The sequence below is a fragment of the Streptomyces sp. NPDC100445 genome (assembly GCF_044759735.1).
In the GTDB taxonomy this organism is placed as follows: Bacteria; Actinomycetota; Actinomycetes; order Streptomycetales; family Streptomycetaceae; genus Streptomyces.
In genome coordinates this window covers 723,752-740,421 of the sequence record NZ_JBIVZV010000001.1, presented here as the reverse complement: position 1 = coordinate 740,421, position 16,670 = coordinate 723,752, and the positions used below count along the sequence as shown (strand labels likewise).

Here is a 16,670-nt window from a genome sequence, read left to right as displayed (position 1 = left end):
TCCGCGCCGCCGAGCGGGACACCTGGTGGTGGTGAGGGGTAGAAGTGGAGTGTCGGCCGGAACAGTGAGGTGAGCGCTCCATGGAGTTCGTACCCGGCGCCAGGTGCCCGGGACACGGGGGCCGGGGCAGGTCGCGGGACCCTTCCCGGCGCGTCCCCGTGGCCGCCCCACGTCCCGTACCGCATCGTGGATGCGGCTGCTGACCTGCGGGAAGACCGTGTCACCCGACTGCGCGGTGAGGCGGGCGCACCGTAGAGGCGGCAGGCGGAAGGAGCGAGTGCGATGACAGGAGCGCAGCGGCGTCCGGAGCAGCCCGCCCGTCCGGAGGGCGGCGCGGTGGATCCGAGCGGACTGCTCGATCTGCTGGGCGTCGCCGCGGTGCTGCTGGAGGCCGACGGGAAGATCGACATGTGGAGCCCGCAGGCGGAGGAGCTGTTCGGCTACACGCGCGCCGAGGCGGTCGGGCAGTACGCCGCGCCGCTGCTCCTGCACCCCGGGAACCAGGACGCGGCCGTCACCCTGTTCGCCGACGTGATGGCGACGGGCCGGGGCTGGGCCGGGGCGTTCCCCGTCCGCCACAAGGACGGCAGCACCCGGATGGTCGAGTTCCGCAACATGCGGCTGACGGACAACCTCGGCGACCACTACGCCCTGGGCCTGGCCACCGACCGCGCCACGCTGCGCCAGGTGGAGCGCAACCTGGCCCTGTCCACCCGGCTGGTCACCCAGGCCCCGATCGGCCTGGCCGTGCTCGACACCGATCTGCGGTACCTGGCCGTCAACCCGGCCCTGGCGGCCATGCACGGCATCCCCGAGGCCGGCCACATCGGCCGCGACTTCCGCGTGGTGCTGCCCGGCGCACCCTTCATGGACGCGGAGACCGTGATGCGGCGGGTCCTCGCCTCCGGTGTGCCCGTGGTGGACCAGCAGGTGGTGGGCCGCACCGCCGCCGACCCGGAGCACGACCACGCCTGGGCGGTGTCGGTCTACCGACTGGAGGACCACCACGGGCACGTGCTCGGCATCGCCAACATGGTCGTCGACGTCACCGACCGGTACGAGGCGGCCCGCAAGGCCGAGCAGGCCCAGCAGCGCCTGCGCCTCGTGGCCAGCGGCTCCTCCCGGATCGGCACCACCCTGGAGGTGGAGCGGACCGCGCGGGAACTGGCCGACGTCGTCGTGCCCGACCTGGCCGACATGGTCGCGGTGGACCTCCTGGACTCCGTGCTCCAGACCGGCCGTCCGGACCTCGGCGAGGGCCCCGCGCTGTTCCGCGCCCTCGCGGTGAAGACGGCCTACGTCACCGACGCCGTCGACGCCATGGTCCCGCCCGGCCGCCTCACCACCTACCACGCCGACCATCCGGCGGCCCACTGCATCCGCACCCGCCGCCCCCACCTCCTCACCCATCTGGAGGACCACACCCGCATCGCGTCCGGGCCCGAGGCCGCCCGGCTGCTGGCCCGGGCCGGTGTCCACTCGGACATGGCGGTCCCGCTCATCGCCCGCGGCGAGGTCATCGGCGTGATGGGGCTGGCCCGCGCCCGCAACTCCCAGCCGTTCGACGACGACGACCTCGCCCTCGCCTGCGAGCTGGCCTCGTCCGCCGCGCTGAGCATCGACAACGCCGTCCTGCACCAGCACATCCGCAGCGCCGCCGAGACCCTCCAGCGCAGCCTGCTGCCCAGGCTGTCGCCCCGCCATCCGGGTCTGGACGTCGCCGCCCGGTACCGGCCCGCGCAGGCCTTCAGCGAGGTCGGCGGCGACTGGTACGACGTGATCCCCCTCGACGACGACCGGACCGCCCTCGCGGTGGGCGACGTCATGGGCAGCGGCATCCCGGCGGCCACCGCGATGGGCCGCCTGCGCACCGCCACCTCCACCCTCGCCGACCTCGACCTGGACCCGGCCCGGATCCTCACCCACCTCGACAAGATCACCCACGGGCTGGACCCGTACATCGCCACCTGCGTGTACGCCGTCTACGAACCCCACCGGGCCCTGCTGCACGTGGCGTCCGCCGGCCATCTGCCCCCGGTGCTGGTGCGCGCCGGCAAGCCGCCCGAACTCCTCGACCTGCCCACCGGCACGCCGCTCGGCGTCGGCGGCGTCCCGTTCGAGACCACCACCCTGCGCCTGGAGCCCGGCGACCAGCTGGTGCTGTACACCGACGGTCTCGTCGAGACCCGCGACGACCCCATCGACGAACGGCTGGAGGACCTGCTGCGCCTGCTGGCATCACCGGACCCCTCCACGGAGGACACCTGCGACCGGCTCCTGCGGGAGCTGCGCCACCCCGCCGGCCACGACGACGTCGCCCTCCTCATCGCCCGCGCCCAGCCGCTCTCGGCCCGGTGACGCGGTCACCGGCGGCCGGGTCACCGGCGTACGTACCTCACCAGGCCGGCCGTCAGCCGGGGAACCGCCCCGTGGCGCGCAGCAACCAGCGCCGCTCGGCGTAGGCGAGGTCGTCCCGCCACAGCCGCCCCGCCGCCGCCCGCACCAGCGGACGCAGCAGGGGCGCCGCCCGGCGGGCGACGGCGAAGCCCGGCCGGCCGGAGGCGGCGAGCACGGCCTCCACGACCGCCGTACGCGGCCGGCCCCGCTCGTCCGGCCCGAGCGGCGTGGCATGGGTCTCGACGACGGAACCCAGTCCCTCGCCCTCGGTGATCCGCATGACGACGGTACGCGGCTCGGGTGCCGTGAACACGGCCCGCACCGGCACCACCAGGCGTCCCGCCACCTTGAAGGAGACGTCGACGGTGAAGGCGTCCTCGGCGTCCGGGTCGTCGGGTGATCCGACCACGGTGAGATCGACGAACGAGTACGGGTGGAACCACGCCCCGTGCCACGGGTCCAGCCGGTTGGCCACGACGTCCTCCGGCTCGCACACCCCGACGCCGGTGTAGACGGACGTCAGCGCGCCCGCCACGGCCGGCCTCGGCGGGAGAACCGGCGCGTCCAGCGGCGCCTCACCGCCCACCTCGTCCAGCCGCACCCACACCAGGACGCCGTCGTCGTGCACCGGCAGCGGGGCCCAGCCCGCGGACGGGCCGCCGTCCAGGGCGAGCCCGTGCCAGTGGCAGACCAGCGTGCCGCAGCGCACGGGACTGTCCCGCAACGGGGCACCGAGGTGGGGGCAGGCGCCGGGGCCGCCGACGGGACGGCCGTCCGGGCCGCGCCAGAGGACCAGCTCCCGCCCGGCCACGGTCCGTCCGAGCGGACGGTCGGCGCGCAGGTCGCGGGAGGCGCCCACCACGTACCAGTTGCCGGACGGGCGGGCCTCGGCCCGCTTCAGCGCCCCGGCGATCACCGCGGGCCTGGCCTCCCGCCAGGTGGGCCGCTGGCGCTCCCACGGCACCGGACGCCGCCGCAGCGACAACGGCAGCCGGCCGCGCCGGCCGGGGGCGGGGGGATTCACGCGACCTCCTCGGCGACGGCGACCGGCGGGCACGGGATGCCGCGCGCGGCGGTGGGCAGCGGGTCCGGCGCCACGGGGCGCACCGCCGGCCCGGGTGCCCGGCGCGCGGCCAGCCGGGCGGCGAGCACCCGGACCAGACCGTCGGCGGCGACCGCGGCCCGGCGCCGGCGCCCGACCGCCGCCCGGCGGTGCAGCACCGCGTACCCGTCCCGGGCGACCGCGTCCAGGATGCCGCCGTACAGGACGAACGCGGTACGGATGCACGGGCGGGACACCGGGTCCAGCATCGCCAGACCGGGCGCCGCCTCCCGGTACACACCGCGGGTCAGCGCCTCGAAGTCGCGCAGCGCGTCCGTGATCCGGCGGTCGCGCCGCCCGGTGTCCCGGCTCCACCGCAGCAGGTCCCGGCCGACCCCGTGCCCGGCGAGGAGGTCGGCGGGCAGGTAGACGCGCCCCCGGTCCAGGTCCTCGCCCACGTCGCGCAGGAAGTTGCTCAGCTGGAAGGCGACGCCCAGCGCGGCGGCGTACGGCGCGGCCTGTTCGCGCGGGACGACCGTCCCCAGCACCGGCAGCATCTCCAGCCCGATCACCGCGGCCGAGCCGTGCATGTATCCGCGCAGGTCGGCGTAGGTGGCGTAGTCGGTCACCACCAGGTCGGCGCTCATCGCCGACATGAAGTCGCGGAAGTGGGCGTGCTCGATGCCGTAGCGGCGCGCGGTGTCGGCGAGCGCCAGCACCACGGGTTCGCGGCTGTCCCCGTCGCGCAGGCCCTTCTCCAGGCTCCGCCGCAGTTCCGCCAGCACCTCGCCGCGCCGCACGGTGTCCGTGCCGGGGTCGAGGGAGTCGACGATGTCGTCGGCCCAGCGGGCGAAGCCGTACAGGGCGTGCACGGCGGGCCGGCGCTCGACCGGCAGCAGCCGGGTGGCGAGGAAGTACGTCCTGCCGTGCCGGGCGTTGAGCGCGCGGCAGTGGTGGTAGGCCGCGCGCAGCGCCGGATCGCCGATCCCCGCCGCGTCCAGTTCACGGTCCGTCATACGGTGCTTTCCTCCAGGGGTTCGGTCGGTGGCTGCGTCCGGCCGCGCGTGGGTCGCGGCAGGCCGGTGATCCGAGCGGCGGCGAGCTTCCCGGACACCAGCACGGTCGGCACGCCGACGCCCGGTGTGGTGCCGCAGCCGGCGAGGACGGCGTTCTCGGTGCCCCGCACCAGGTTGCGCGGCCGGAACGGACCCGTCTGGGCGAAGGTGTGGGCCGCCGAGAACGGGGTCCCGGCGGCGTGGCCCGCGGCCTGCCAGGTGGCCGGGGTGACGAGGCACTCCTCCTCGACGGCGTCCTCGACGCCGTCCAGGCCGCGCCGCTCCAGCTCCCGCAGCAGCGTCTCCCGGTAGCGGGGGCCGAGTTCGCCCCACGCGACGGCGTCCGGTCCGATGTCGGTGTTGGGGCAGGGTGCGAGGACGTAGTGCAGGTGCCGGCCCGGGGGAGCGAGGCCGGGGTCGGTGGTGGTGGGCCGGGTGATGAGCAGGGACGGATCGCTCATCAGGCGCCCGTCGCGGGTCAGTTCGTCGAACGTGGTGCGCCAGGCCGCGCCGAAGGAGATCGTGTGGTGGGCCAGGCGCGGCCAGGTGCGGTCCGTGCCCAGGTGCAGCACCACGGCGGACGGGGAGTGGCGCAGGCGCAGCGGCCGGCGCGGGCGGCGGCCCAGCAGCCCGTAGGTGACCGGCAGGTCCGGGGTGAGGACCACGCTGTCGCAGGCGATGCGGTCCTGGTCGGTGACGACAGCGGTGACGCGCGACCCCGAGCGTTCCAGCCGGACCACCTCCTGCCCGAACCGCAGGTCGGCGCCCGCGTCGGCGGCGGCGTCCGCCATGGCCCGCGGCAGGGCGTGCATGCCGCCCCGGGGGAAGTACACACCGGCGACGGTGTCCATGTAGGCGATGACGGCGTACGCGGCCAGGGCGCGCGCCGGCGGCACGCCCGCGTACAAGGCCTGGAAGGAGAAGACCCGGCGCAGCCGTTCGTCGCCGAGGAAACGCCCGATCCGGGCGTCCAGCCGGCCGAAGCCGCCGAGCGCGGCCAGCCGGGCCAGGTCGGGAGTCAGCAGGCCGAGCGGGGAGTCGAAGTTGGCGTCGATGAACCGGCTCATCTGCGCCCGGTACAGCCGCTCCAGCCACTCGCGCAGCCGCCGGTACCCCGCGGCCTCGCGGGCCCCGGCGAACCGTTCCACCTCCGCCGCCATCGCGTCGGCGCCGGTGTGCACGTCGAGGGTGGCGCCGTCCGCGAAGCACGCCCGGTAGGCCGGGTGCAGCGGGACCAGGTCGACCCGCCGGTACAGGCTGTCGCCGACGGCGGCGAACGCCTCGTCGGCGAGGTCGGGCATGGTGAGCACGGTCGGGCCGGTGTCCATCCGGTACCCGCCGAGGTCGAGCCGTCCGGCCCGGCCGCCGGGCAGCGGGTCCCGCTCGACGACGGTGACCCGGCGTCCGGCACCGAGCAGGTGCAGCGCCGCCGACAGCCCGGCCAGACCCGCTCCCACCACCACGACGTGGTCACTGCGCCCGGGCAGCGTGCGCGTCATCGGCCGCACTCCGTCGCGCCCGGACCCGCGCCCGAACCCGCCAGGAACGCGGGCACGGAGCCGCCCGCATCACCTCCGCCACCGGAGCGCACCGGCTCCGGCCCGCTCCCCGCGCCGTCCTCCCCGGCCGCGCCCGGCGCCGGGGACGCGTGTTCACCGGTCCCCGGTCTGGCGCCCGCGGCGGCGAGCAGCCGACGGAGCCGGGCACCGGGCTCGCGCACCAGGTGCGCGTCGTCGAGGTGGCGCAGGCCCTGGGCGACCAGCCGGCCGATCCTGTCCTCGACCGTCGCCCGGGCGCCCGTGGCGGTGAGCACCTCCCGCACCCGGTCCAGGTCCGCCCCGGTCAGCGCGGCGTCGCCCAGTGAGCGGCGCAGCACGGACAGCGCGCCGCGGTCGCCGGTGCTCTCCGCGCGGACCCGGGCCAGGGCGACCAGGTACGTCGGTTTGCCCTCGCGGATGTCACCGCCGAGCGGTTTCCCGGTCCGCAGCGGATCGCCGAACACGTCGTCCAGGTCGTCCCGCAGCTGGAAGGCCATGCCGGCGCAGCGGCCGGCCGAGCGCAGCGCGCCCGTCGTCACCTCGTCCGCGTCCGCCAGCACCGCGCCCAGCGCCAGGGGCCGTTCGACGGAGTAGCGGGCGCTCTTGAGGCAGGCCGCCCGCAGGGCCCGGGACAGCGAGTACGCGCCCGTGATCTGCCCCTGCATCTCCAGGTACTGACCGGCCACCATCTCCGTGCGCATGTCGCTCCACAGCCGGCGCACGGCCGACGCCGTCACCGGGTCGAGCGGTGTCTCGGCCACCAGGTCGTCCGACCAGGCGAGCGCCAGGTCGCCGGCCAGCAGCCCGGCCGCCTCCCCGAAGCGGCCCACGCGCCGGGGCGAGGCCGCGCCGGTGTACTGGGCGCTCAGCTCGGCGTGCAGCGCCGCCCGGCCCCGGCGCCGGGCCGAACCGTCCATCACGTCGTCGTGCACCAGGGCGCAGGTCTGGAGGAGTTCGAGCGCGGCCCCGATCCGCAGGCCCGCCGCCAGCCGCGCCCGTCCGGCGCCGCCGCAGGCCCGCAGGGACCACCACAGCAGCTGGGAGCGGGCCCGTTTGCCGCCGGTGCGGGTGAACCGTACGACCCTCCCGGCCAGTTCGTCGGCGAACAGGACGTCCATGGCCCGGGCCCGGGCGGCGCGGTCGGCCAGGAAGTCGTCCAGCACCCGGCCCACGGCGGCGGACACGTCCGCGTCGACCGCGTGCCCGTCCACCGCGTCCGGCGGGACCGCGCCGCGCGCCCCGCCGGTTGCGCCGTCCGGGCGCACCCGGGCGGGGGAACCCGACAGGGGCACCGGGCGCGGGACGGGTGGCGGCGCGACCGCATGGTGTTCCTTCGCCTGTGTGGGGCGCATCCCGGTTCCTCTCGTCCTGATCACTGAGCAGTTCGTCACCACGTCTTCGGCGCGTGGGCCGGACGCGGATGCGGTACGGGCCGAGGCGCGACGGACCGCTTGTGACGATGCCTTCCACATCACTCACCCCCCGTGACCGACGCGTGTCGCATACGAGTGACCCGCATCCGTTCGGGCACACGGGCGGGAACAGGGGCCGGGTGCGCGACGCGCACCGGGACGCGCAGCACGGAAGGAGCCGTCGTGTTGGAGGCGGAGGTGGCCGTCGTCGGGGCGGGAGCCGCCGGCCTGTCCCTGGCCCACCGTCTGGCCGGGCCCGCGCCGGGACGGCGCACGCCGTCCGTCGTCCTGGTCGACGCGCCGCCCGGCCCGCTGCGCCCGCCGCGCCGCACCTGGTGCTTCTGGGAGGCGGGCCGGGGACGCTTCGACGCCGCGGTGACGGCCTCCTGGCAGCACCTGCGGGTACGGCCGCCGGCGGGACGCCCGGTCGAGGGGGACCTCGGACCGCTGCGGTACAAGATGATCCGCTCCGACGACTTCGAGGAGCTGGTCGGCAGGGACCTGGCGCGCAGCCCCCGCACCCGGCGGTTGGAGGCCACCGTCGAGACGGTGGAGGACGTGCCCGGCGGGGCCCGGCTCCGGCTCGCCCACCCCGACGGCGCCACCCAGGTCCTCGCCGCCCGCTGGGTGTTCGACTCCCGGCCGCTCGGCAGCCTGCCCGCCGCCCGCACCACCCTGCTCCAGCACTTCCACGGCTGGTTCGTCCGCACCGCCGCGCCCGTCTTCGACCCCGCCACCGCGGACCTGATGGACTTCCGCACCCCCCAGCCCGCCGACGGCCTGTCGTTCGGCTACGTGCTGCCCACCGGACCGCGCGAAGCCCTCGTGGAGTACACCGAGTTCTCCCCCCGGCTCCTCACCGACAGCGGCTACCGGGCGGCGGTACGCCACTACACGCGCGACATCCTCGGCCTCGGCGACCTGGAGGTGCTGGCCACCGAGACCGCCGTCATCCCGATGACGGACGCCCCGATGCCCCGTCAGGTCGGCGCGTCCGTCTTCCGGATCGGCGCCGCGGGCGGTGCCACCCGACCGTCCACCGGCTACACCTTCGCCGGCGTGCAGCGCCAGACCCGGGCCGTCGCCGCGGCCCTGCTGCGGGGCCGTCGGCCGGTGCCGCCCCCGGCCCACTCCGCCCGCTCCCGCGCCATGGACGCCGTACTGCTGCGCGCCCTGGCCAGCGGCCGCGTCGACGGGCCTGCCCTGTTCTGCGGGCTGTTCCGCCGCGTCCCCACGCCCACGCTGCTGCGGTTCCTCGACGGGCGCACCCGCCTGCGCGAGGACCTGGCCATCGGCCTGCGCACCCCCATCGGGCCGATGCTGCGCTCGGCGTGCGAACTGCCCGGCCTGCCCCGCCGCCCCTTCGACTGACCCGCCCGCCCCGCCCGGGCACCCCTCCCCGTACCCGACCCCGCCGCCCCTGGAGACCGCATGACCCTGCTGCGTGACGCGGACCTCGCCGCCGCGTTCGACCACGCCGCCCGCAGCTACGACACGCTGGTGGCCGCCAACCCCGGCTACCACGCCCACCTGCGGCGCTCGGTACGCCGCCTGGGCCTGCCCGGGCACGGCGCGGGCCTGCGCCTGCTGGACCTCGGCTGCGGCACCGGCGCCTCGACGGCCGCGCTCCGCTCCGTCCTTCCGGCCGCGCGCATCACCGCCGTCGACGCCTCCGCCGGCATGCTGGAGCGGGCCGCCGCCAAACCCTGGGCGAAGGAGGTGACCTTCGTACGGGCGCCGGCGGAGGGCCTGGCCGAGGCCGGGGTCGCCGGGCCGTTCGACGCGGTCTTCGCCGCCTACCTCTTCCGCAACGTCTCCGACCCCGACGCCGTCCTCACCACCGCCCGCGGTCTGCTGGCGCCCGGCGGTCGGCTCGGCGTGCACGAGTACACCCTGAGCGGCCGGCGCGCCGACCGCGCCGTGTGGACGCTGGTGTGCCGCGGCCTCGTCCAGCCCACCGCGTCCGCCCTCGGCGACGGCGAGCTCTACCGCCATCTGTGGCGCAGCGTCGTGGAGTTCGACACCGCCGACCGCTTCGCCGGCCGGGTCCGCGCGGCCGGCTTCGAACGGGTCCGGGCGCTGCCCCTGCCGGGCTGGCAGACGGGCATCACCCACACCTTCGTCGCGCGCCGCCCGGGGACCGCCCGCCACCAGGAGCCCGCGCGATGACCGGGCGCGGACACCCGGACGCCGCCCGCCGCGGCCGGGACCGGCGGGCCCGGCTGCTCCCCGCCGCCCCCGGGACGCGACGCGTGCGGGGCATCCGCCCCACCACGGCCGTCGTCGGCGGTGGCATCGCCGGCCTCGCCGCCGCCACCGCACTCGCCGAGCGCGGTGTCGCCGTCACGCTGTACGAGAGCCGGCCCTACCTCGGCGGACGGGTCGGCGGCTGGTCGACCACCCTGCGGGACGGCACGCCGGTGACCATGAGCCGCGGCTTCCACGCCTTCTTCCGCCAGTACTACAACCTGCGCGGGCTGCTGCGCCGTACCGACCCCGGGCTGCGGCGGCTGACCGGCCTGCCGGACTACCCGCTGCTGCACGCCGGGGGACTGCGGGACAGTTTCCGCCACGTCCCGCGCACCCCGCCGTGGAGCGCGCTCGGCTTCGTCGCGCTCAGCCCCTCCTTCGGCCTGCGGGACCTTGCCGCCATGAACCCGGTCGCGGCGCTGCCCCTGCTCGACGTCCGGGTCCCCGACATCTACGACCGGCTCGACGGCACCAGCGCCCACGACTTCCTGCACGCCGTCCGCTTCCCCGACAAGGCCCGGCACCTCGCCTTCGAGGTGTTCTCCCGCAGCTTCTTCGCCGACCCCAGGCACCTCTCGGCGGCCGAGATGGCCCTGATGTTCCACATCTACTTCCTGGGCTCCGCCGAGGGCCTGCTGTTCGACGTGCCCCGGGAGCCCTTCCCCGCCGCCCTGTGGCAGCCGCTGGCCGGCTACCTGGAGGGGCACGGCGCCGAGGTGCGCACCGGCACGTCCGTCGCACACGTCGCACCGGCGCGGGACGGCGGCTTCCTGGTCACCACCGACCGGGACGAACGCCACCACGACAGCGCCGTCCTGGCCCTGGACGGCGGCGGCCTGCGCTCCCTCGTGGCCCGCTCGGACCGCCTCGGCGACGCGCCCTGGCGCGAGCGCGTCGCACGGCTGCGCGACGCCCCGCCGTTCCTGGTCACCCGGCTGTGGCTGGACCGGCCCGTGGCACCGGGCCGGCCGGGCTTCCTGGGCACGGGCGGCTTCGAGACCCTGGACAACATCAGCGTGCTGGAGGCCTGGGAGGACGAGGCCGCCCGCTGGGCCGCGCGCACCGGGGGATCGGTGGTCGAGCTGCACGCCTACGCGGTGCCGCCCGGGGCGCCCCGGGACGTGGAGGAGAAACGCCTCGTCGAGCAGATGCGCCGCGTCTACCCCGAGACGCGCGACGCCGGGATCGTCGACGTCCGCCACGAATGGCGCGAGGACTGCCCCCTCTTCCCGGTGGGCGGCCACCACGACCGGCCGACCGTCCGCACCCCCGACCCGCGTCTGGTCCTGGCGGGCGACCTGGTCCGCACCGACCTGCCCGTGGCACTGATGGAACGCGCCGCGACGACCGGTTTCCTGGCCGCGAACGCGCTGCTGGAGCGGTGGGGCGTGCGGGGCCAGACGCTGTGGACGGTACCGGACCGCGGCCGCGGCGCCGTGCTGCGCCATCTGGCCGCTCTGACCGGGAACGTCCCACGTCACAGACGCGGCGACCGGCCGGGAACGGGCTCGCCCGACCCGGCCGGAGAGTGACAGGATGACGGGATGCAGTGGGAGTCGGGAACGGTTGTGCGGGTCACCCGGCACCGTCGTGTCCTCGAGGTCACGGTGCGCGGTGAGGTGGACTACGACGAGTGCGACCTGCTCGCCGCCGCCTGGGACGAGGCCGACGAGCGCGCCCTGCCGACCACTGTGGTGGATCTCACCGGTCTGACCTTCGGCGACAGTCAGCTGCTCCGTTCCCTCCTCGACGCCCACCAGCGCCACCGGGCCGACGGCCGCGCGTTCGTCCTCCTCGGCCCGCTCCAGGAGAGCGTGGCCCGCCTGCTCACCATCAGCGGCACCCGCGAGCATTTCACCCTCACCGACTCCCGCGAGGCGGCACTGGGCGTCACGGACGGCTGACGGCCCATCAGGCCGGACGTACGGAATCCGGTGGTGCCGGCGCACGCATGAGTGGCGTACGACCGGGTAACCGAGCCCCATCGACCAGTCGCCCGGCCCGGGCGGCGTGCGTACCCGGGAGGGGAACACCTTGACGGCAGTGAGCGTGGCGAAGACGGACAGGCGTGCGACGGCCCATGCGGTCGGGCTGCCGGAGGTCGCGGATCCCACGGCTGTGGCTCCTCGGGATGCGCGGGAGCTGTCGAAGGTGTTCTTCGATCAGCTGGCGGTGCTGGAGGAGGGTACGGCGGAGTTCCAGTACGCGCGGAACACGTTGATCGAGATGAACATGTCGTTGGTGCGGTTCGCGGCGGCGCGTTTTCGTAGTCGTGGGCCGGAGGAGATGGAGGACATCGTCCAGGTCGGGATGATCGGCCTGATCAAGGCGATCGACCGGTTCGAGTTGACGCGTGAGGTGGAGTTCACGTCGTTCGCGGTGCCGTACATCGTGGGGGAGATCAAGCGGTTCTTCCGGGACACGTCGTGGGCGGTGCATGTGCCGCGGCGTCTTCAGGAGGCGCGGGTGGCGTTGGCGCGGGCGACGGAGGAGTTGCGCAGTCGGTTGGGGCGGACGCCGACGGTGCGTGAGCTGTCGGAGTTGATGTGTCTGTCGGAGGAGGAGGTCGTGGAGGCGCGGCTGGCGGCCAACGGCTACAACTCGGCTTCGCTGGACGCGGCGATCGGTGGGAGTGAGGACGGGGAGAGCGCGCTTCAGGACTTCATCGGTGCGGAGGACGCGGCGCTGGGTCTGGTGGAGGATTTCCACGCGTTGGCTCCGATGATCGCGGAGTTGGAGGAGCGGGACCGGGTGATCCTGCATCTGCGGTTCGTGGAGGAGCTGACGCAGGCGCAGATCGGTGAGCGTCTGGGTGTCTCGCAGATGCACGTCTCGCGGCTGCTGTCGCGCACCCTCAAGCGCCTGCGCGAAGGCATGCTCACCACTCGCTGAGTTCCCTTCGTCGTAGTCAGGGGCATGGAGCCCCACAAGACGGGTATAGGCGGCCAAGTGAAGGTAGTGAAGGCGGCTTCCACGGCGTGCGGTCTCCGCGCCGACCGTGCACGGGACATGGCCCCCGAGCCGATGAAGGCCAGCGCGGCGCTCGACGGTGGGATCGGCTGCATCGCCGAGGCGCGGCACCGTGCTGCCGCGTTCCTGACGCACGCGCAGCAGGACTACGGCGTCCCGGTCTCCGCCCGGGCGCTCGACCTGACCCAGCTGGTGGTCAGTGAACTGGTCACCAACGCGTGCAAGTACGCGCAGGGGACCATCCTGATGGACCTGCGCGTCGTCGGCGCCCTGGTCGAGGTGTCCGTGTGGGACTCCGACCCCGTGCTGCCGGTGGCCCGGGCCGCCGAGCCCGGCCGGGTCGGCCAGCACGGCCTGGAGATCGTCCTGGCCGTCGCCGAGGCCTTCGAGGCCCAGCGCGAGCCGGTGGGCAAGCGGATCACCGTCCGCCTCGCCCTGGCGGACGACACGCCCGCCGGACGCGCGGCCGGGTGACGCCCCGCCGGGCGCCCCGCAGACGGGACGCCCGGCCGGCGCGGACCCGCGGGCCGGAATCGCACGCAGGGGCGAACGCTCCCCGCCCAGGGTGAGGAATCCCCCGCGTGGGCGGTCCCGGACAGGAAGTGGCCCACATTTTTCTCCGCACCGAGCGGCCGCTCCCAGCAGGGAAGCGGCACCGGAGCGCCGCCACCGACCCCGGGACGCGGCTTGCTTCCCACGCCATCATGCGGAACTGTTGCCGTAAGGCATCTATTTCCGATGGCAGGAAGGTGGTGGGGCGCGCGTCTCGCGTGCCCCTGCTTGTGTGCGCTCATCGCGGCTCCTCCGCCGCCCCGCGCGACGCCGCCGCCAGTGTCGGTGCGACGTGGGGCGACGCCCCCTGCCCCGTCCTGGTCGTCGACCGGCACGGCGGCCTCGTGCAGCTCAACCGGGCCGCCCGGTCACTGCTGCCGGACGCCTGTGGCGGTGACCGGCTCCACGACGTCGTGCCGGCCTGGCTGTCCGACGCCCACCGGCACCTCGCCGGCGGCCGGCCGACCGAGCCCCGCGCCCCGCTCAGCGGTGTCATCGACGAACGCGTCTTCCAGGCGCACCCCTCGCCGTCCGCCGACGGGGACGTCGTGTGGTGGCTGGTCGACGACACCGACCGGTACCGGGCCGAGCAGGCCCTGCTCGGCGCCCAGGAGCGGTCCACCGCCCTGGCCGAGGTCTCCAACCGGCTGCTGTCCACCCTCAACGTCCCCCGCTGCATGGAAGTGGTCGCCGGCACGGCCGCGGAGTACCTGGCCGAGGCCGCCGTGCTCGTCGCCCCGCCGCAGGGCCGGCGCCACCACCTGACGTACGCCGGGCGCGGTGGGTCCGTCACCCAGGTCACCCGGAAGGTAGACCCGCGGACCGTCCCCGGTCTCAGCGAGGCGCTCCAGGGCTTCCCGCCCGTCCCGGCACGCTGGATCAACCCCGACGCCATCCCGGACTGGCTGCTGCCCGAGGGCTTCTCCGGCTCGGCCGGCTCCGTGATCATCGCCCCCCTGCCCGGCCACGGGGTGCCCGCCGGCGCGCTGGTCCTGCTGCGTTCGGGCACCGAGCGGTCCTTCTCCGAGGGGGAGGAGGTCTTCGCCCGGCTGTTCGCCGCCCGGGCGGGCGCCGCCCTGTCCGCGGCCCGCCTCTACACCGAACAGGCCGCCATCACGGCCACGCTGATGCGGGAACTGCTCCCGCCCGCCCTGCACCGGGTGCACGAGGTGGAGTACGCGGCCGCCTACCGCCCGGCCAAGGACCACGAGCGGGTCGGCGGGGACTTCTACGACTTCCACCCCGGCGCCGACTCCTCGCAGGAGAGCCTCGTCGTCCTCGGCGACGTCGCCGGCAAGGGCCTGGACGCCGCCGTGCTGACCGGCAAGATCCGCAACACCCTGCACGCGCTGCTGCCCCTCGCCGCCGATCACCAGCACGTCCTCCGCCTCCTCAACGGTGCCTTGCTGACCTCGCACCACACCCGGTTCGCCACCCTCGTGCTCGCCTCGGTCCGCCGCCGGGACGGCCGGGTGCGGCTGCGGCTGACCAGCGCCGGACACCTGCCGCCGCTGGTCGTCCGCAACAACGGCGACGTCGAGGAGATGCCCACCCGGGGCACCCTCGTCGGCGCGCTGCCCACGGTGACGGCCCGCACGGTCGAGACCGCGCTCGCTCCGGGGGAGACCTGCCTGCTCTACACCGACGGCATCACCGAGGCCCGCGGGGGTCCCCTGGGGGACGAGTTCTTCGGGGAGCACCGGCTCCGGCGGGCGCTCGCGGAGTGCGCGGGCATGCCGGCGGAGGCGGTCGTGGAACGCGTCCAGATGCTCGCCACCCAGTGGCTCGCCACGGGACCCCACGACGACATGGCCGTCCTCGCCATCAGTGCCCCTAGGACCGGCCCCCTGTCGGTGGTCGACGGCAGGGCCCGCCATCCGCATCCCCGGAGGAGCAGGTGAGCCACCCCGCCCGGGCGGAGGAGTGTCGCGAGCGGCTGTGGGAGGCCGTCACGGCCGGTGACGAGTACGACGCCGTGGACGCCGTCCGGGACGCCCTGGCCGACGGACTGGACGAAGAGACACTGCTGCTGGACGTCATCGCTCCGGTCCAGGTCAGGGTCGGCACCGCATGGGCCGCCGACCGCCTCAGTGTCGCCCAGGAGCACGCCGCGACGGCCATCAACGAACGGGTGGTGGCCGCCCTGGCCCACCTCCCGCGGCCCGGCCGGCCCGGCCGCGTGGTGCTGGGCCGGGTGACCGTCTGCTGCGTGGACGGCGAGTGGCACGCCTTCCCGGCCCGGCTGGTGACCGAGGTACTGCGCCTGCGCGGCTGGCAGGTGGACTACCTCGGGGCGCAGACGCCCACCCCGCACCTCATCGCCCACCTGCACCACACCGACCCGCAGGCCGTGCTGCTGTCCAGCTCGCTGCCCACCCACCTGCCCACCGCCCACACGGCGATCACCGCCTGCCAGGCCGTCGGCGTCCCGGTCCTCGCCGGGGGCCGCGCCTTCGGCCCCGACGGCAGGTACGCGAAGGCCCTGGGGGCCGACCGGTGGGCGGCGGACGCCCGGGGCGCGGCGGACGTCCTGGCGCGCGGTCTGCCCCGGCCGGCGCCCACGGCGGTCCGGCAGGTGGTCGACGACCTGCCCCACCTGGCCGACCAGGAGTACACGATGGTCGTCCACTCCCGCGGCCGGCTGGTGAAACAGACGCTCAGCGACCTGGAGGACCGCTTCCCGGCGCTGCGCGACTACACCGACGCGCAGCGGGAGCGTACGGCGGAGGACCTCGCCCACATCGTCGGCTTCCTGGCCACCGCCCTGTACGTGGACGATCCGGGGGTCTTCACCGCCTTCCTGACCTGGACCGCCGGCATCCTGCGGGCCCGCGGGGTGCCGACGCCCTCCCTGCTGGCCGGGCTGGACGTCCTGGCCGGTCTGCTCCGCGACTTCCCTCGCGCCCTGGGTCTGCTGCGCGCGGGCGAGCTCGCGGTACGCGCCCACTCCACCCGACCCGCGCCTGGACCCGACAGCCGCGTATGACCGAGCACGCCCCCACCGAATTCAGCCTGGAGATCACCGGCCGGCCACGTGGACGGTCCGTGTGGTCGGCGAGCTGGACCACGACACCAGCGACGACCTGGTGGACACCGTCGTCGCGCACCTGCGGAGCCATCCCCGGCCCCGGGTGGTCCACCCGGACTTCAGCGGACCGACCTGGATCGACTCCTCCGGCCTGTCCGCACTGCTGATGATCCGCCGATACACCAGTTCCCTCGGCGCCGGCCTCTGCCTGGACAACCGTCCCGCCGTCCTGGACCACCGGCTCCTGCTCACCGACATCCTCGGCCACCTCACCCGGCCGGTGACGCCCGCCGACGACCGCGAGGCGGGCGCGGACGGCGACGCCACCCGGGCCGGCGCCACCTGAGCGGACCGCTCCGGAGGTTCCGTCGTCCGCCCGGGCACCCGGCGCCGCACATCTTTTCGGCCTCCCGTCGAGGCGTTTCC

Annotated in this window: 14 protein-coding genes; 10 read left to right on the top strand and 4 right to left on the bottom strand. The window is 75.3% G+C overall.

The features are described from left to right. Positions 1-282 precede the first annotated feature (282 nt). The gene (locus ACIQVT_RS03375; protein WP_403746742.1) at positions 283-2,358 is read left to right on the top strand and encodes a SpoIIE family protein phosphatase; all 2,076 of its coding nucleotides are present in this window, start codon (positions 283-285) and stop codon (positions 2,356-2,358) included. Positions 2,359-2,410: 52 nt separating this feature from the next. Here ACIQVT_RS03375 and ACIQVT_RS03370 read toward each other — a convergent pair whose 3' ends face one another. From ACIQVT_RS03370 to ACIQVT_RS03355, 4 genes are read right to left on the bottom strand one after another with little or no spacing between them, the layout of a single operon-like run. Continuing rightward, positions 2,411-3,421 carry a DUF5914 domain-containing protein gene (locus tag ACIQVT_RS03370; RefSeq protein WP_403746739.1) on the bottom strand — a complete coding sequence of 337 codons (1,011 nt, stop codon included), beginning with the start codon at positions 3,419-3,421 and terminating at the stop codon, positions 2,411-2,413. Further along, positions 3,418-4,455: a phytoene/squalene synthase family protein gene (locus tag ACIQVT_RS03365; RefSeq protein ID WP_403746734.1), complete on the bottom strand. Its 1,038-nt coding sequence runs from the start codon at positions 4,453-4,455 to the stop codon at positions 3,418-3,420. The genes ACIQVT_RS03370 and ACIQVT_RS03365 overlap by 4 nt, the downstream gene beginning before the upstream one ends. Continuing rightward, the gene (crtI, locus tag ACIQVT_RS03360; RefSeq protein ID WP_403746731.1) at positions 4,452-5,993 is read right to left on the bottom strand and encodes a phytoene desaturase family protein; all 1,542 of its coding nucleotides are present in this window, start codon (positions 5,991-5,993) and stop codon (positions 4,452-4,454) included. The genes ACIQVT_RS03365 and crtI overlap by 4 nt, the downstream gene beginning before the upstream one ends. Beyond that, positions 5,990-7,384, bottom strand: coding sequence for a polyprenyl synthetase family protein (locus ACIQVT_RS03355; RefSeq protein ID WP_403746725.1), 1,395 nt, complete (start codon positions 7,382-7,384; stop codon positions 5,990-5,992). Before ACIQVT_RS03355 ends, crtI begins: the two co-directional genes overlap by 4 nt. A gap of 243 nt (positions 7,385-7,627) precedes the next feature. Here ACIQVT_RS03355 and ACIQVT_RS03350 point away from each other — a divergent pair, with 243 nt between their 5' ends. From ACIQVT_RS03350 to ACIQVT_RS03310, 9 genes are all read left to right on the top strand, one after another. Continuing rightward, positions 7,628-8,815, top strand: a complete 1,188-nt coding sequence (locus ACIQVT_RS03350) for a lycopene cyclase family protein (protein ID WP_403746721.1) — start codon at positions 7,628-7,630, stop codon at positions 8,813-8,815. Between the two features lie 60 nt (positions 8,816-8,875). Continuing rightward, a complete protein-coding gene (locus tag ACIQVT_RS03345) occupies positions 8,876-9,613 on the top strand; it encodes a class I SAM-dependent methyltransferase (RefSeq protein ID WP_403746718.1) in 738 nt (245 codons plus the stop codon). Continuing rightward, positions 9,610-11,226, top strand: a complete 1,617-nt coding sequence (locus tag ACIQVT_RS03340) for an FAD-dependent oxidoreductase (protein WP_403746715.1) — start codon at positions 9,610-9,612, stop codon at positions 11,224-11,226. The genes ACIQVT_RS03345 and ACIQVT_RS03340 overlap by 4 nt, the downstream gene beginning before the upstream one ends. Positions 11,227-11,238: 12 nt before the next feature. Then, a complete protein-coding gene (locus tag ACIQVT_RS03335) occupies positions 11,239-11,598 on the top strand; it encodes an STAS domain-containing protein (protein ID WP_403746712.1) in 360 nt (119 codons plus the stop codon). Between the two features lie 145 nt (positions 11,599-11,743). After that, the gene (locus ACIQVT_RS03330) at positions 11,744-12,586 is read left to right on the top strand and encodes an RNA polymerase sigma factor SigF (RefSeq protein WP_403747883.1); all 843 of its coding nucleotides are present in this window, start codon (positions 11,744-11,746) and stop codon (positions 12,584-12,586) included. Positions 12,587-12,703: 117 nt separating this feature from the next. Beyond that, a complete protein-coding gene (locus ACIQVT_RS03325) occupies positions 12,704-13,138 on the top strand; it encodes an ATP-binding protein (RefSeq protein ID WP_403746709.1) in 435 nt (144 codons plus the stop codon). Between the two features lie 296 nt (positions 13,139-13,434). Beyond that, positions 13,435-15,117, top strand: coding sequence for a SpoIIE family protein phosphatase (locus tag ACIQVT_RS03320; RefSeq protein ID WP_403746706.1), 1,683 nt, complete (start codon positions 13,435-13,437; stop codon positions 15,115-15,117). Further along, positions 15,114-16,202, top strand: a complete 1,089-nt coding sequence (locus tag ACIQVT_RS03315; RefSeq protein WP_403746702.1) for a B12-binding domain-containing protein — start codon at positions 15,114-15,116, stop codon at positions 16,200-16,202. The genes ACIQVT_RS03320 and ACIQVT_RS03315 overlap by 4 nt, the downstream gene beginning before the upstream one ends. Then, entirely contained in the window at positions 16,180-16,590 is a 411-nt protein-coding gene (locus ACIQVT_RS03310) for an STAS domain-containing protein (RefSeq protein WP_403747880.1), read from the top strand. The genes ACIQVT_RS03315 and ACIQVT_RS03310 overlap by 23 nt, the downstream gene beginning before the upstream one ends. Positions 16,591-16,670: the final 80 nt, after the last annotated feature.

Coding starts and splice junctions, on each gene's coding strand:
- ACIQVT_RS03345 (WP_403746718.1), top strand. CDS start 8,876: ATGACCCTGCTGCGTGACGCGGACCTCGCCGCCGCGTTCGACCACGCC.
- ACIQVT_RS03355 (WP_403746725.1), bottom strand. CDS start 7,384: ATGCGCCCCACACAGGCGAAGGAACACCATGCGGTCGCGCCGCCACCC.
- ACIQVT_RS03340 (WP_403746715.1), top strand. CDS start 9,610: ATGACCGGGCGCGGACACCCGGACGCCGCCCGCCGCGGCCGGGACCGG.
- ACIQVT_RS03375 (WP_403746742.1), top strand. CDS start 283: ATGACAGGAGCGCAGCGGCGTCCGGAGCAGCCCGCCCGTCCGGAGGGC.
- ACIQVT_RS03325 (WP_403746709.1), top strand. CDS start 12,704: ATGGCCCCCGAGCCGATGAAGGCCAGCGCGGCGCTCGACGGTGGGATC.
- crtI (WP_403746731.1), bottom strand. CDS start 5,993: ATGACGCGCACGCTGCCCGGGCGCAGTGACCACGTCGTGGTGGTGGGA.
- ACIQVT_RS03365 (WP_403746734.1), bottom strand. CDS start 4,455: ATGACGGACCGTGAACTGGACGCGGCGGGGATCGGCGATCCGGCGCTG.
- ACIQVT_RS03335 (WP_403746712.1), top strand. CDS start 11,239: ATGCAGTGGGAGTCGGGAACGGTTGTGCGGGTCACCCGGCACCGTCGT.